The following is a 15,164-nucleotide window of genomic DNA, read 5'->3' as shown; positions in this document are numbered from 1 at the left end:
CACAGATGCTTTGTTCATTCTGTATTGATGACTAAAAACAAGAAGCGTGATTATTCTCACACTATAACCCACACTTCCATGTTATTTCTAAGCGCAATTACTAGAGACCTGAGAAAAGTAATCCACCTGAAAGGGCGGTTTACTTTTCTCTTTTTTTTGTCTGCATAAAATGAGAGCCCGATATGCAACAATCCTCATATCGCCGTTGGATAACACTCGCCATTATTAGTTTCAGTGGTGGCGTTAGTTTTGATTTAGCCTATTTACGTTATATCTATCAAATTCCCATGGCAAAATTCATGGGATTTAGCAATACCGAAATTGGATTAATAATGAGTACCTTTGGCGTTGCCGCTATTATTCTGTATGCACCCAGCGGGGTTATTGCCGATAAATTCTCCCATCGAAAAATGATTACCTCAGCCATGATAATTACCGGCTTGCTCGGTCTGCTGATGATGACCTATCCACCGTTGTGGGTCATGCTCTGTATTCAGGTCGCCTTTGCCATCACGACAATCCTGATGCTGTGGTCGGTATCAATTAAAGCCGCCTCGCTGCTGGGGGATCACAGTGAACAAGGGAAAATCATGGGCTGGATGGAAGGCCTGCGCGGCGTCGGCGTCATGTCGCTGGCGGTATTTACCATGTGGGTCTTTTCTCGCTTCGCACCGGACGACAGCAACAGCCTGAAGGCCGTGATCCTGATTTATAGCGTGGTTTACATCCTGTTGGGAATTTTGTGCTGGTTCTTCGTGAACGATGGCAACAGCCGCAGCCACGGTGCGAAAGAGGATAAGCAGGCGTTTCAGCTCAAAGATATCATCGCCGTGCTGCGTATCAGCACCACCTGGTATTGCAGCATGGTTATTTTTGGCGTCTTTACGATCTACGCCATTCTCAGCTACTCCACCAACTATCTGACTGAAATGTACGGCATGTCGCTGGTCGCGGCGAGCTACATGGGGATCGTCATCAACAAGATCTTCCGGGCTATCTGTGGGCCGTTGGGCGGCATCATCACCACCTACAGCAAAATTAAGTCGCCAACGCGCGTGGTGCAACTGCTTTCAATTGTCGGTGCCGCTGCGCTGATTGCCCTGCTGGTGACGAACTCAAATCCGCAGTCCGTGGTTATGGGGATCGGCCTGATTCTGCTGCTGGGCTTCACCTGCTACGCCTCGCGCGGGCTTTACTGGGCCTGTCCCGGCGAGGCCAGAACACCTTCTTACATCATGGGAACCACCGTAGGGATCTGCTCGGTGATCGGTTTTCTGCCCGACGTGTTCGTCTATCCGATTGTCGGCCACTGGCAGGATACGCTCCCGGCGGCACAAGCCTATCGCAATATGTGGCTGATGGGACTGGCGGCGCTGTGCATGGTCATCCTCTTCACGTTCTTATTGTTTCGCAAAATTCGCACCAACAACGCCGCACCGGAAAAGATAACCTCACTGGCCGCAGAAACCTCCGACGAGTGAAGATGGAAAATTAAAGGAGAATGACAATGTCAAAGAAATACATCATTGGAATTGATGGTGGAAGTCAGAGTACCAAGGTTGTGATGTACGATCTGGAAGGGAACGTGGTGTGTGAAGGAAAAGGGCTCCTGCAACCCATGTTTACCCCTGACGCCGATACGGCGGAACATCCCGATGACGATTTATGGACGTCGTTGTGTTTTGCCGCCAGGGATTTAATGAGCCAGTTCGCAGGAGACAAAAAAGACATTGTCGGGATTGGTCTGGGCTCCATTCGCTGCTGTCGCGCATTGCTCAAAGCAGACGGCACGCCCGCTGCGCCATTGATAAGCTGGCAGGACGCGCGCGTCACCCGCCCCTATGAGCACGCCAATCCTGATGTGGCTTACGTCACCTCATTTTCAGGTTATTTGTCACATCGCTTAACCGGTGAATTTAAAGACAATATCGCCAACTACTTTGGTCAGTGGCCGGTGGATTACAAAACCTGGACATGGAGCGACGACCCGGAGGTGGTGAAGAAATTCAATATCCCGCGCAGGATGCTGTTCGAGGTGCAGATGCCGGGAACCGTGCTCGGGCATCTGACGGATGCAGCGGCGAAAGCGACCAGCTTCCCGGCAGGATTACCGGTGGTTTGCACCACCAGCGACAAACCGGTAGAGGCCCTGGGCGCAGGATTGCTGGACGACGAAACCGCGGTTATCTCATTAGGCACCTATATCGCCCTGATGATGAACGGCAAAGCGCTGCCCAAAGATCCCGTCGCTTATTGGCCAATTATGTCTTCGATTCCGCAAACGCTACTCTACGAAGGCTATGGCATTCGCAAAGGAATGTGGACGGTCAGTTGGCTGCGGGATATGTTGGGGGAATCACTAATCCAGGATGCGAAAGCGCAGGATCTGTCGCCGGAAGATTTGCTGAACAAGAAAGCGGCCAGCGTACCACCCGGTTGTAATGGCCTGATGACCGTCCTGGACTGGCTGACCAACCCGTGGGAACCGTTCAAACGTGGGATCATGATTGGCTTTGACTCCAGCATGGACTACGCCTGGATTTACCGCTCTATTCTGGAGAGCGTTGCGCTGACGCTGAAAAACAATTACGACAATATGTGTAACGAAATGAACCACTTTGCTAAACAGGTGATCATCACTGGCGGCGGTTCAAACAGCGATCTATTCATGCAAATCTTTGCCGACGTGTTCAATCTTCCCGCAAGACGGAATGCCATTAACGGTTGCGCCAGCCTGGGCGCGGCAATTAACACGGCGGTAGGGCTTGGTCTCTATCCGAACTATGAGACCGCGATAGAAAAAATGGTTCGGGTGAAAGATGTATTCACACCAATAGAAAGCAATGCCAGACGCTATGACGCGCTGAACAAAGGGATTTTCCGCGATTTAACCCAGCACACCGATGTGATCCTGAAAAAGTCGTATGAAGTGTTGCATGGCGGCCTGGATAACGTTAATTCGATTCAGAGCTGGTCTAACGCATAAGGTTGTCCGGCCTGCATGTAGCACTCAATGCAGGCCGATAAACCCATTATCATCAGGCAATATTCAGATATTTATGGGTCTGCATCGACAGACGCCAGTTCCGCGCGATACAGGTATCAATACACAAACGCGTGGCATCTTCTTTCTGGCTGATTGGCTGTAAGGCGATGATACGCGGTTTGTCGTCGCTCAACGTAGCCAGCAGTTCATCCAGCGCTTCAATATCGCGAACGCGACCAACCGGATGTTTGATTTCATTCGCACGCTCCAGCGCCTGCGACAGCACATCATAACCGCCGCGCATATTCACCTTCGGCGATACGGTCACCCAGGTATTCGGCGTACAGCGCACTTCGTGGGTACCGCTAGTTTCAATCTGGCAGCTAAAGCCGTTCTTTTCCAGCAGGTCTGTCAGCGGCATCAGGTCATGAATGCAGGGCTCGCCACCGGTTATCACCACGTGACGGGCGGTATAGCCCTGACGCACAATGACCGCCAGCAGATCCTCGCTGCTCGCCGCGCCCCATTTATCGCTCTCTTTGGTCTTAGCCAGGATGCTGTACAGGGAAACTTCCCGATCCTCAAGCTTATCCCAGGTGTGTTTGGTATCGCACCAGGCACAGCCAACCGGGCATCCCTGTAAACGAATAAAAATGGCGGGGACGCCGGTAAAGTAACCCTCACCTTGCAGGGTCTGGAACATCTCGTTAATCGGGTACTGCATAGTCATCTCTGTGAGGGGGATAAAGCATAAGTATCGCAGATTTCGGTCATCAGGTCATGTACGGGAGCCGCCGCGCCTCTGTGGCTTCAGGTGCTGTCGCCAGCGGTGATGATTTAATATTTTGAAGGTATGTTATTTATCGCTCTGAGCAGGCCTTTTTCAGTCTCGATATAATTTCCGGTCTTCAGCTGAGCCAGTATCTTCATGATGCTGCTGCGTGACAGAAAGGTACGGCTTAAAATATAAGAAACAATGCTGACATTATTTCTCACCTCTTCTGTTTCATCCATCAGTTCATAGAGCTGATAGCATATAATCTCATAAGAAGATAATGCCGAGATCTTCGTGCAGTGATCGAACATTCTTGTCGCACTATAAATTAATAGCGCGGCTACGCCTTTCCACAGGTTACTCCTGTCGATAATCCGGTTAGCATCGGCAATAGAAAGAACGCTAATATCAGAAGTCTCATTCGTTCTGATATAGAAATAATCATGCTCCAGCAACTGCGTACTTAAGCCAAATATGTAGGGAGCTGATTCTGAATTTAAGGCAATACCGTCGGCATGGCGATAAAGCGTAATGTTACCGTGATGAAGTAAAAAACATTTATGTTCCCCTTCCACTCTAAAGTTAAGTGACTGCTTATTGGCGAGCGTCAACTTATTGGCTGAAGGTGTAAGGATACTTATCAGTTGATTGATATCAGCCAGAGGCTTTTTGTGTCTGATGCTGTAACTTATTGAGGTAGCTCTTTTTTTATTATTCACAAATAAATCCCTCCATAGGCTTATGAACATCCCCCTAACGCACTCCCCTCACATAAACGATAATTATGATAATTGTTTTAGATTTTTAAAAGTTGTTTATGGGTGTAAAATTACACCCATAAACAACTTGCATAAATATCCATAATACTATTATGGGTACTGAATTCATTCTTCTTAAAAATCATCCAGTTTGATATTACAGCCATTTTAGTAAAAGGAAATAAGTAATAAAACCATAAATTACTTATCAGAATTATTTTGTTATATAAACAAGATTAAATATTACTTTGAAGATATTGATTTAAAAAGAAATAAGATTAAGATCTATCGGATAATTCTGAGTCCAATTTTAAGTGAGCGTCAATCAACATGAGGAGTATGTTATGGATACCGAACATCCGGATCGCAGTCTGAACCTCTCCGCTACCGCCGAACTGCTGGAAAGCCTGGCTCCTCTGGCGACTTTTGCTATGTATCCTCCCAACACCCGGTTATATCTTTATAATAATGGCGTTGCGTACTGCTATCTGGTACGAAGCGGCGTGTGCAACGTCTATCATCAGACGAGTGAAATTCTGCTGGGCACGCTGTATGTGCCAGGGATCATGGGTCTCAGTGGAACACTTTACGCCGAGGCGGGGATGTTTATTCAGACCCACAGTACCTCTGAGATCGCCGTTACCCGTACCGATAAGGTCAACCAGTTCGTCACCGAACACAATCTCTGGAGGCTGCTGGCCTGCCATAGCCTCAGAGTCACCTCACGACTTTATACGATAAATACCAGGCTCATGGCCACCTGTGCCTATGAAATTGTCCGCGTTCAGTTACAGGAGTTAATGAGTGAACCAGCGGAATACAGACATGATGTTTCTGCCGCGCAGTATATCCAGCAGAAAACCAGCCTTTCACGTAGCAGCATTATGAAAATCCTCGCCCAGCTTAAAAAGGGGGGCTATATCAGCATTGAAAACGGCATCCTTTTGACAATCGAGCATCTTCCGTTAAAGTACTAACCTATTGTATCAACGAAGAAAAATAACGTACTCTCTTCGATGAAATGTTTTCCCTTATAATATATTCTGGTTTTGTTAACTTGCAGTCGCTATTTTCCCAAGACTTACCGTCCCCTCTGGCATAACCCTTTTATCGCGGAAAACACACAGGGTGTAAAATTACACCCAAAAAAGTGTTGCCGGATATTTTGAAATGTACAAGAATAATCTCATACAAATTATAACGTTTGACAAACCCGTTTTAAATATAAAAGCAGGGAACTGTCATTCTTATTAATATTATCATTAGAGATCTGTGAGCCTGGAAACGGGACGATATTCTATTGATAAATTTCAAAAAGCTGCCGTTTGCCTGGCAATACATTAATACTAATAAATTGAATATACTCAAGGAATAGATCATGAAAAGCAAATTACTGCCACTGGGAGTGCTGATTTCGTCTCTGGCTGGAGTTTCAGCGATGGCAGCTGACGGAGAGGTGAATTTTAACGGCGAGATTATTGATGCTGCCTGTAAAGTCACCAATAGTCCGGCCAGTCCGCTGACGGTGACATTAGGTCAGGTCAGTAAGAGCGCCTTTACCAACGCAGGCTCTACTGCTGCACCGACCAAATTCACGTTGCAGCTCACGGATTGCCCGGTAAGCGCAACCAAGGCGGCCGTGAAGTTTGACGGCTCCCCGGTAGCAGGGAGTCCTGGGGTGCTGGCCCTGACCGCAGAAACTGGCGTGGCAGGCGGCGTGGGGATTCAATTATACGACGATGCCAATACCGCGATTCCGCTGTATAACGCATCCAAACAATACCCTCTGACGTCAGGTACCGGCGTGGTGAATAATCTGGATTTTATTGCGCGCTATATCGCCACATCGACAACAGTTACCGCAGGCAAGGCTAATTCAATGGCAAGTTTCACCATTGTTTATAATTAATAGCCCGTCATTCCTGCATAGCGAAATTGTTATTCGGGCCGATGGATTATTGTCGGTCCGTCCTTACTCTTTTAATTAATGATTAATGATGAAACTTATTCCTCTCACCTTGCTGACTGCAATAATAATAACCTCAGGTTTAGCCCAGGCTGGCCTGATTGTGGGTGGCACCCGCTTAATTTACGATGGGAGTAAGAAAGAGTCTTCAATTAATGTAAGCAACCCGGACCAGGCACCTTATCTGGTGCAAAGCTGGGTCGAGCCCGAAATTAATCGCGCAGAGAAAACGCCGTTTGTGATCACCCCGCCGTTATTTCGTCTGGACGGCGGGCAGGAAAATGTCTTGCGCGTCGTGCGGGCGGGTGGGAATCTACCGCAGGATAGGGAATCGCTGTACTGGCTGAATATTAAGAGTATCCCCTCGATAGAAAAAGATCAGGGCAAAAACCTGCTGCAGATCGCGGTCAAGATGCGCATCAAACTGATCTATCGCCCTGAAGGTTTAACAGGCTCCGCGGAAGTGTTAACCCATAAACTTTCCTGGCAGCGCCGCGGCAACCGGCTGGAGGTGAGTAACCCGACCTCATTTTATATGAATTTCCAGAGCGTTACCGTTGCAGGTAAAGAGCTGGAAGATGCCCGGTATATTGCGCCGCAGAGTAGCGCCATTTTTGAATTACCCAGCGGTGCGGGTAATAGCGTAAGCTGGAAAATAATTAATGATTACGGCGGAATCGGCGAGCTTCATCGTGCTTCATACTGATAAATAACAGCACAGGAATCCGGCGTTAATTATTTACCCTTCAGGGAAGGACTACACAGATGGGGAGCCCAAAATACCTGCGCAAATATCCACAAACCAATAATATCCGCAGGCTGATTTATCTTTTTTCGACACCCTTTTTACTATTAAATTTAACGACTTTTGCCTCACACGCCAGGGAATATTTTAATCCGCTGATGCTGGAAATTGACAACCCGCATCAGGAAAAGACCGATCTTAGCGTATTTGAAGAGGAAAACGGCCAGGCGCCGGGCGTTTACCGGGTCGATATCTCTGTCAACAACCAGTTTCAGGAAACCCGGGAAGTGGAATTCAGCATGCAGCCCGGCCCGGACGGGAAAGCGCTTCTGTCGCCATGCCTGAGCGTGAGCCAGCTTAACGCGATGGGAGTCAAAACCGACCTGTTCCCGGATCTGGGCGATGCCGCCGCGCCGTGTGCCAGGCTGGACGCGATCCCCCAGGCTCGCGCAGAGTTTCGCTTTAGCGCGCAGCAACTGCTGTTGAGCATTCCGCAGGCCGCCATTGTGATGAATCCACGCGATTACGTTCCTGAAACGCAGTGGGATGATGGGATCACCGCCCTGCTGCTTAATTACAGCGTGAACGGTGCCAGTACCCGGGCGCGGGATCGTAGCGGCACGGACAGTACGACCCAGTACGCCAACCTGCGTCCCGGCATGAATATCGGTCCCTGGCGGCTGCGTAATTACACGACTTTTCAGCGGGATAATAACGGTCGCGACAGCTGGGACACCGTCTATACCTATTTGTCCCGTGATATTCGTGTCCTGAAGAGCCAGCTGGTGCTGGGAGACAGCGCCTCCCCGTCCGATATTTTTGACAGCGTTCCTTTTCGCGGCGCGCAGTTGGCGTCCGACGAGGAGATGATCCCCGACAGCATGAAGGGCTATGCGCCGGCGATCAAAGGCATCGCGCGAACCAATGCGCAGGTGATTATCCGGCAGAACGGGTATGTTATTTATCAGAGCTATGTGGCGCCGGGCGCATTTGAAATCAACGACATGTACGCCACCGGTGGCAGCGGGGATCTCTATGTGACGATTAAAGAAGATAACGGCAGCGAGCAGAATCTCGTCGTACCGTTTGCCTCACTGCCGGTGCTCCAGCGTGAACAGCGGCTGAAATATTCATTGACCAGCGGCCAGTATCGTTCGTATGACCGCAGCGTGGAAAAGACGCCGTTTAGCCAGGCGACGCTGATCTACGGCCTGCCCCGGGGTTTTACCCTCTATGGCGGCGGCCAGTTCTCGGATCACTATCAGTCGCTGGCGCTGGGCGTCGGTAAAAATCTGGGGGAAATTGGCGCGCTTTCGCTGGATGTCACCCAGGGCTGGTCGAAGATACAGAACCAGCCGAAGGAGAAAGGCCAGTCATGGCGGATCCGCTACAGCAAAAATATTGTCGAAACCGGGACTAACTTCGCCATTGCCGGTTATCGCTACTCGACCGATGGCTATTACACGCTGGCAGAAGTCATGGATACCTGGCGAGGCGGGAACACCCCGACGTTTTTCGAGCGCAGGCGTAACCGTACTGAACTGTCGCTGAGCCAGAATTTGTGGGAAAGAGCGGGATCGCTGTCGCTGAGCCTGATAAACGAAGACTACTGGAACAGCGGCCGGACCCTGCGGTCGATTGGTGCCGGTTACAACAATAGCTGGAACGGCATCAGTTACGGGTTTAATTACAGCTATAACATTAACTCGACGTCGCGCAGCGGGGGCTCCGGCAAAGAAAAGGTCTATGAGCGCGACCAGGTGTTCTCACTGAATATCAGCATTCCACTGAATCGCTGGTTGAGTAATACCCACGCGTCGTGGAACGTCAGTAGCAGCCAGAAAGGGAGCACCAATCACACCGTGGGTCTCAATGGTACGACGCTTGAGGGCAATAACCTGAGCTGGAGCATCCAGCAGAGTTACGGCAGCCAGGGAACGGGCAGCGGCGGCAATCTGAACGCCGACTATCGCGGAACTTATGCTGAAGTCACTGCGGGATATGCTTACGACAAAAACAGCCAACGGCTGAACTACGGGCTACAGGGCGGGATAGTCGCGCACGCCAGCGGCGTCACCTTCGGCCAACCGCTGGGTGAAACCATGGCGCTGGTTCAGGCACCGGGAGCCTCCGGGGTTGGCGTGAGCAATCAGAGCGGGGTGAAAACCGACTGGCGCGGCTATGCCATCGTGCCTTATACCTCGCCCTACCGTAAAAACCAGGTGCAGCTGAATACGCTGACGCTGCCCGATAACGTAGAGCTGATGCAGACCACCCGCAACGTGGTGCCGACGCGGGGAGCCGTGGTGCAGGCCAGCTTTAACGCCAGCGTGGGCCAGCGCGTGATGATGACGCTATTGCTGCAAGGTGGAATGCCAGTGCCATTTGGCGCGACGGTCAGCGATACCGCGCAGAAAAGCGCCCAGGCGTTTATCGTTGGCGATGGCGGACAGGTGTATCTGACCGGTCTGGCCGACAGCGGTGAACTAAGAGTGAAATGGGGGAACGGCGCAGAGCAGCAGTGTCAGGTGAATTATTCCCTGGCTAAAGCGCCGCCGGAAAATAGCGGCATTCAGATCATTAGCGAGCGGTGTCATTAAGTAAATAACTTAGCCGTTCAAAAAAATAATTTTTTATCTGATACCTGTTGCGTATTGAGGTATACCAATGAACAAAATGAAATTTCAGAAAATTATCTGGAGCGCTGCTTTTCTAATATGCAGCTCATTTTCTGCGCTTGCCGCCTGCAATATCGAACAACAAAAGGGGGGTATGGCATGGGATAATTTTCAGACGAAAGACAACGTGACCGCGGGCAGCGCTAACACCACCGCGACGCTCAATATTACTTATCAGTAGACGGCTCCGCCATCTGAGTTATAAAAAGGAGGGGACTAAATGAATATTCATAAAAGATTCATTCATCTGGCGCTGGCGGGGCTATATCTGGGAGCGGCAGTAAATATTGCCGAAGCAGAACCGGTCAATATTAATATTACCGGCAAAGTCGTCGCCTCACCTTGTACTGTTGACACCACCCAATCACAGCTCAATGTTAATTTGGGTGATAATATTCAGGCCACCGCCCTGGCACAGCCTGGTAACGTCACAACATTCAAAATCTTTTATTTAATCTTAAAAGATTGTCCTTTTGGCACAACATCGGTAACGGCTGCCTTTTCCGGAACGCCAGCAGCAAACAGCCCCGGGGATTATGCCAATACCGGGACGGCAACCAATGTTAACGTACAGCTTAAAGAGAGTCTGGGTTCCGGTAACGGTAAGTTTTTAGGTCCGGGAACCACATTAAAGCGTAATGTTGCAACCGACCGCACTGTCTCCTTCCCGATAGGCGCACGCGCCATTGCTGCAGCGGCAGACGTCATGCCCGGCACGATAGTGAGCGTTTCACAAGTCACCTTCACCTATCAGTAAACCTGACTTCTCTGCTTAACGGGTGTTTATCATGCAGCAACAAATGAAATATGTTCTCCCGGCGCTTTGTCTGGCGTGCCCTGCATATGCTGCGGAGATCAATATCGGTGGTCATGTTGTGGCTTCTCCCTGCGTGGTCGATATCGCCTCGCAAAACCAGAGCGTTAATTTCGGCCAACTCCGCTTAAATGAAATGCGCGCCGACGGAAATGCGTCCGCGTGGAAATCCTTCGAGGTGAGGCTTTTCAAATGCCCGGCAGGAACGACATCGGTGGACGTGACGTTCAACGGACAGCCGGCCGTAGAAGATCCCACGCTGTATGCCAGTACGGGGACCGCCGCCAACGCCGCCGTGCAAATGGCCCAGGACACAAACAAGGCGCAGGTGCAGGGAAACGGCAGCAGCATGAACGTCCTGGTTGACGCTCAGCGCAAGGCGACCTTTTTACTGGCTGGTCGGGTGATTGTCTCTGACACTACCCTCCCCGGTACGTTTAATTCCCTGGTACAAATGAATTTTACTTACCGATAAACAAAACCACCCTGCTTAGAGCCAGGCTCTGAATGGGTTGCTGAGAATAGTCACCTGAAATAGCGGCGAGGGTATGCGTTATGTTACAGAAAAAGAAAAATTATATATTCCCCCTGGTACTTGGGTTAACCGGTGCGTTTACAGCCTCTGTTGAAGCGGCCAGCTGTGTAAATTCCGGCGGGTATTATACGTTCTCAGGAGCGTTAAATTATCAACGTGACGACGCCACCATGAATGTTTTCAGTAATAAATTTGGATCTATTGGCAGCGAAGTATGGGGGCTGGGTTGCTTCGGGGATCCTGACGCCGACAGAGATGTGTACTTGCGTTTACATGTTAATTCAGCCCCCGTTGCAGGTTATACCGATGTCTATCCCACGAATGTTGACGGAATTGGCGTTCGTTATAATTTTGCCCTGAATACAGGCTCATTGTCTTTTTGCCCGGTGCAGTTTGACGATCATATTTCAAACTCAACCCGGACTTATACCTGCCATATACTTAAAAAGGACACGCAGGGTTTATCCATGGGTGCATCATTGCAATTTGTGAAAACCAGGCCCAATGTCTCCTCAGGAGCAATAACGACAATACCGTCTGTAACCTCAAGCTATTCGTTAAATAATCAAAGCGGACAGTGGGATTTAAATCCCATCTGGTCAGGTGCGGGGTCAGTGGTGGTGACGGTCCAGGCATGCGCAATAAATAACGCGAGTATCGCTGTCCCCCTGGATCCGGTATTAGCGGATAGTTTTAGCGGTGCAGGATCCACCAAAGGCGATCGGACTTTCACAATAGACCTTAACTGTGATGCGGGCACCCGGATTAACGCATCGTTAAGCGGGACGCAAAGTACTGAAACCGCCAATGACAGTATCCTGGCATTATCAGGAGCTGGGATGTCAGGGGTTGCGAGCGGAATCGGGATCCAGCTGCTTTATGGGGGCGCGCCCCTGAAGCTGAATAACAACATCGTGCTGAAAACCTCAGCAGGCGGGCAGGAATTCCCTCCGGGAGCCTTCACCGCACGCTATTTTCAGACGAAAGACAACGTGACCGCAGGCAGCGCTAACGCCACTGCGACGCTCAATATTACTTATCAGTAGGCGACTCGGCCATCAGAATTATACAAGGAGAGGCATAAAATGAATATTCAAAAAAGATTCATTCATCTGGCGCTGGCGGGGCTGTATCTGGGAGCGACAATCCATATTGCCGGGGCCGAACCGGTCAATATTAATATTACCGGGAAAGTTATTGCGTCCCCGTGTGTCGTAGCCAGTGGCAGCAATATCAATGTTAATTTGGGAGACATCCCGGCTGCAGATATTGCAGCGGCAGGTACAACCTCTACCCCGGTAAATTTTACCATTAACCTTGCCAGTTGCCCGGTGGGAACCACCAGCGTGGTCGTGACATTTACCGGAACGGAAGATCCCGACTTTCCGGTACGCTATAAAAATACCGGAACGGCGAACGTTGCGATAGAACTGATCCAGGTCAGCACCGGTTACCTGAAAGGAAATAATACGAATATTACTCAATCAGTCCTGGCCGATCGTACCGTTACATACAATTTACGTGCCCGGGCCTATTCCAAAGGCAATGTGATGCCGGGGACGATCGCTGGTATCGTTCAGGCCAACTTTACTTACAATTAAGTTACTATTTTGCAATTCACAATGACTTATCAGTAAACCGAACTATTTCTGTGTAAAGGATATTTATCATGGTGCAACAAATGAATTATTCTATCCTGGCGCTTTGTCCCCTGTATCCAGCGATCTTTTTACTGACTGGTATCTGCCCCCTTCCCAATACGTTTAATTCTTTGGTGCAAATGAATTTGAATTACTAAAAAAACCACCCTAATTATTATTAATAAATGCCTCTACTGGCTCTGGTATATTTAATATGAAAATACTCATACAGGACCCTTACGAATTTTATCGCGAAGGATTGAAACATTTTTTTATAGAGATATTCCTTGGAAGAACCGCCAATAAAATTGGCTTTTTAACATCCTACTCCCAACAAAACTTTGATAAGGCAGATATCGTCGTTATTTCTCTGGCTCCGGGAGAGCATCTCATGTGTTTTCCTGAACTACAGAACAGGACAACAGGCATTATTATTGGCTTAACTGATGAGGTGATTGACTCCCCTTCCGATCTGCCCTTTTGCATTGCCCGGATCATTTTTATTCACCGACAGGACTCACTGTCGACAGTCAAAAAGAAAGTATTAACTGCCTGGCGGGAATCAAGAAAAAAGCAAATACAGCCAGGGAAAACATTATGTTTTCATTGTCCACATAAAGTCCTGACCAGACAGCAAAGGCGCATTATGTCCTTTATCTGTCAGGGGATAACGACATCTGAGATTGCCAGCAACATGTCAATCTCAGAGAAAACGCTCTATGTGCATAAATACATCATCCGCAAAAAGTTTAATCTGCGAACGAATCATGCGCTATTTTGCTTCCTTCAGAAACTTGCCGGTAAAAACAGCCAGCAGATTTATCTGCGTCAAATTCCGCTGAACGCATAAAAAAACCCGCCGCAGCGGGTTTTTACGTTAAGAGTTAAAGAACAGGATTACGCCTGACCTTTGATCTCTTTGCGACCGTTATACGGCGCTTGTTCACCCAGAGCTTCTTCGATACGAATCAGCTGGTTGTACTTAGCAACGCGGTCAGAACGGCTCATAGAACCGGTTTTGATCTGGCCTGCAGCGGTACCAACAGCCAGGTCAGCGATGGTAGCGTCTTCAGTTTCGCCAGAACGGTGAGAGATGACAGCGGTGTAGCCAGCGTCTTTCGCCATTTTGATCGCAGCCAGAGTTTCGGTCAGAGAACCGATCTGGTTGAATTTGATCAGGATGGAGTTAACGATGCCTTTTTCGATACCTTCTTTCAGGATCTTGGTGTTGGTTACGAACAGATCGTCACCAACCAGCTGGATTTTGTCGCCCAGAACTTTAGTCTGGTATGCGAAACCGTCCCAGTCAGACTCGTCCAGACCATCTTCGATGGACACGATCGGGTACTGTTTGGTCAGTTCTTCCAGGAAGTGAGTGAATTCTTCGGAGGTGAATGCTTTGTTGCCTTCGCCAGCCAGAACGTATTTACCGTCTTTGTAGAATTCAGAAGCTGCACAGTCCATCGCCAGGGTGATGTCTTTGCCCAGCTCGTAGCCAGCTGCTTTAACCGCTTCAGCGATTACAGCCAGAGCTTCAGCGTTGGAACCCAGGTTCGGCGCGTAGCCGCCTTCGTCACCCACTGCAGTGTTCATACCTTTAGCTTTCAGAACTTTAGCCAGGTTATGGAACACTTCAGAACCCATCCGTACGGCTTCTTTCAGGGTTTTAGCGCCAACCGGCTGAATCATGAACTCCTGGATGTCAACGTTGTTGTCAGCGTGCTCACCACCGTTGATGATGTTCATCATCGGAACCGGCATGGAGTATTTGCCCGGAGTACCGTTCAGTTCAGCGATGTGTGCATACAGCGGCAGGCCTTTAGCAGCAGCTGCTGCTTTGGCGTTCGCCAGGGACACAGCCAGGATGGCGTTTGCACCGAAGTTGGATTTGTTTTCAGTACCGTCCAGATCGATCATGATCTTGTCGATGCCAGCCTGATCTTTAGCATCTTTACCCAGCAGAGCCTGAGCAATTGGGCCGTTAACAGCTGCAACAGCTTTCAGTACGCCTTTACCCATGAAACGGGATTTGTCGCCGTCGCGCAGTTCCAGTGCTTCGCGGGAACCAGTAGAAGCACCTGACGGAGCTGCTGCCATACCAACGAAACCACCTTCCAGGTGTACTTCGGCTTCAACAGTCGGGTTACCACGGGAGTCGATGATTTCACGACCGATGATTTTAACGATTTTGGACATTAGATTTTCCTCAGTACAAGTTAAACTAAAACTCCAGACAAACAATGCACCCGGATGGGTGCATTGCCGTT

General features: G+C 49.5%; 15 protein-coding genes. 12 read left to right on the top strand and 3 right to left on the bottom strand.

Annotation, left to right across the window (positions count from 1 at the left end; all coding sequences use genetic code 11):
• The first annotated feature begins 182 nt into the window (after positions 1–182).
• Positions 183–1,481 (top strand): MFS transporter, encoded by a 1,299-nt coding sequence (locus tag HV243_RS05140; protein ID WP_053389695.1) that lies wholly within the window; start codon positions 183–185, stop codon positions 1,479–1,481.
• A 26-nt stretch (positions 1,482–1,507) separates the two neighbouring features.
• A complete protein-coding gene (locus tag HV243_RS05135) occupies positions 1,508–2,986 on the top strand; it encodes an FGGY-family carbohydrate kinase (protein ID WP_053389694.1) in 1,479 nt (492 codons plus the stop codon).
• 52 nt (positions 2,987–3,038) lie between these two features.
• On the opposite strand, the gene queE is transcribed toward HV243_RS05135, so the two are convergent.
• Together queE and HV243_RS05125 are read right to left on the bottom strand one after the other, a co-directional pair.
• A complete protein-coding gene (gene queE, locus HV243_RS05130) occupies positions 3,039–3,710 on the bottom strand; it encodes a 7-carboxy-7-deazaguanine synthase QueE (protein ID WP_016154229.1) in 672 nt (223 codons plus the stop codon).
• 113 nt (positions 3,711–3,823) lie between these two features.
• Positions 3,824–4,480, bottom strand: a complete 657-nt coding sequence (locus HV243_RS05125) for a winged helix-turn-helix transcriptional regulator (RefSeq protein WP_046276166.1) — start codon at positions 4,478–4,480, stop codon at positions 3,824–3,826.
• Positions 4,481–4,863: 383 nt separating this feature from the next.
• Here HV243_RS05125 and HV243_RS05120 point away from each other — a divergent pair, with 383 nt between their 5' ends.
• The 10 genes from HV243_RS05120 to HV243_RS05075 all read left to right on the top strand — a co-directional run bounded on the left by HV243_RS05120 (position 4,864) and on the right by HV243_RS05075 (position 13,747).
• Complete coding sequence (locus HV243_RS05120; RefSeq protein WP_047414339.1) at positions 4,864–5,496, top strand: winged helix-turn-helix transcriptional regulator; 633 nt, start codon at positions 4,864–4,866, stop codon at positions 5,494–5,496.
• Between the two features lie 401 nt (positions 5,497–5,897).
• Positions 5,898–6,428, top strand: a complete 531-nt coding sequence (locus tag HV243_RS05115; RefSeq protein ID WP_046276152.1) for a fimbrial protein — start codon at positions 5,898–5,900, stop codon at positions 6,426–6,428.
• A gap of 85 nt (positions 6,429–6,513) precedes the next feature.
• Positions 6,514–7,191, top strand: coding sequence for a fimbria/pilus periplasmic chaperone (locus tag HV243_RS05110; RefSeq protein WP_181603936.1), 678 nt, complete (start codon positions 6,514–6,516; stop codon positions 7,189–7,191).
• Between the two features lie 59 nt (positions 7,192–7,250).
• Positions 7,251–9,830 carry a fimbria/pilus outer membrane usher protein gene (locus tag HV243_RS05105; protein ID WP_081000488.1) on the top strand — a complete coding sequence of 860 codons (2,580 nt, stop codon included), beginning with the start codon at positions 7,251–7,253 and terminating at the stop codon, positions 9,828–9,830.
• Positions 9,831–9,897: 67 nt separating this feature from the next.
• The gene (locus HV243_RS05100; protein ID WP_053389434.1) at positions 9,898–10,089 is read left to right on the top strand and encodes a hypothetical protein; all 192 of its coding nucleotides are present in this window, start codon (positions 9,898–9,900) and stop codon (positions 10,087–10,089) included.
• Between the two features lie 39 nt (positions 10,090–10,128).
• Complete coding sequence (locus HV243_RS05095) at positions 10,129–10,665, top strand: fimbrial protein (protein WP_053389433.1); 537 nt, start codon at positions 10,129–10,131, stop codon at positions 10,663–10,665.
• Between the two features lie 31 nt (positions 10,666–10,696).
• The gene (locus HV243_RS05090) at positions 10,697–11,197 is read left to right on the top strand and encodes a fimbrial protein (RefSeq protein WP_053389432.1); all 501 of its coding nucleotides are present in this window, start codon (positions 10,697–10,699) and stop codon (positions 11,195–11,197) included.
• A gap of 80 nt (positions 11,198–11,277) precedes the next feature.
• Entirely contained in the window at positions 11,278–12,303 is a 1,026-nt protein-coding gene (locus tag HV243_RS05085) for a fimbrial protein (protein WP_053389431.1), read from the top strand.
• Positions 12,304–12,342: 39 nt separating this feature from the next.
• Positions 12,343–12,858 (top strand): fimbrial protein, encoded by a 516-nt coding sequence (locus HV243_RS05080; protein ID WP_052951268.1) that lies wholly within the window; start codon positions 12,343–12,345, stop codon positions 12,856–12,858.
• Positions 12,859–13,111: 253 nt separating this feature from the next.
• Complete coding sequence (locus HV243_RS05075; protein WP_047357897.1) at positions 13,112–13,747, top strand: LuxR family transcriptional regulator; 636 nt, start codon at positions 13,112–13,114, stop codon at positions 13,745–13,747.
• 47 nt (positions 13,748–13,794) lie between these two features.
• Here the strand turns inward: HV243_RS05075 and eno are convergent, their stop codons facing one another.
• Positions 13,795–15,093, bottom strand: coding sequence for a phosphopyruvate hydratase (gene eno / locus HV243_RS05070; protein ID WP_003034129.1), 1,299 nt, complete (start codon positions 15,091–15,093; stop codon positions 13,795–13,797).
• Positions 15,094–15,164: the final 71 nt, after the last annotated feature.

It is taken from the genome of Citrobacter sp. RHBSTW-00599 (assembly GCF_013784065.1).
In the GTDB taxonomy this organism is placed as follows: Bacteria; Pseudomonadota; Gammaproteobacteria; order Enterobacterales; family Enterobacteriaceae; genus Citrobacter; species Citrobacter braakii.
Note: the sequence above shows the minus strand (reverse complement) of the source record. Positions and strands in the feature narration are given on the sequence as shown.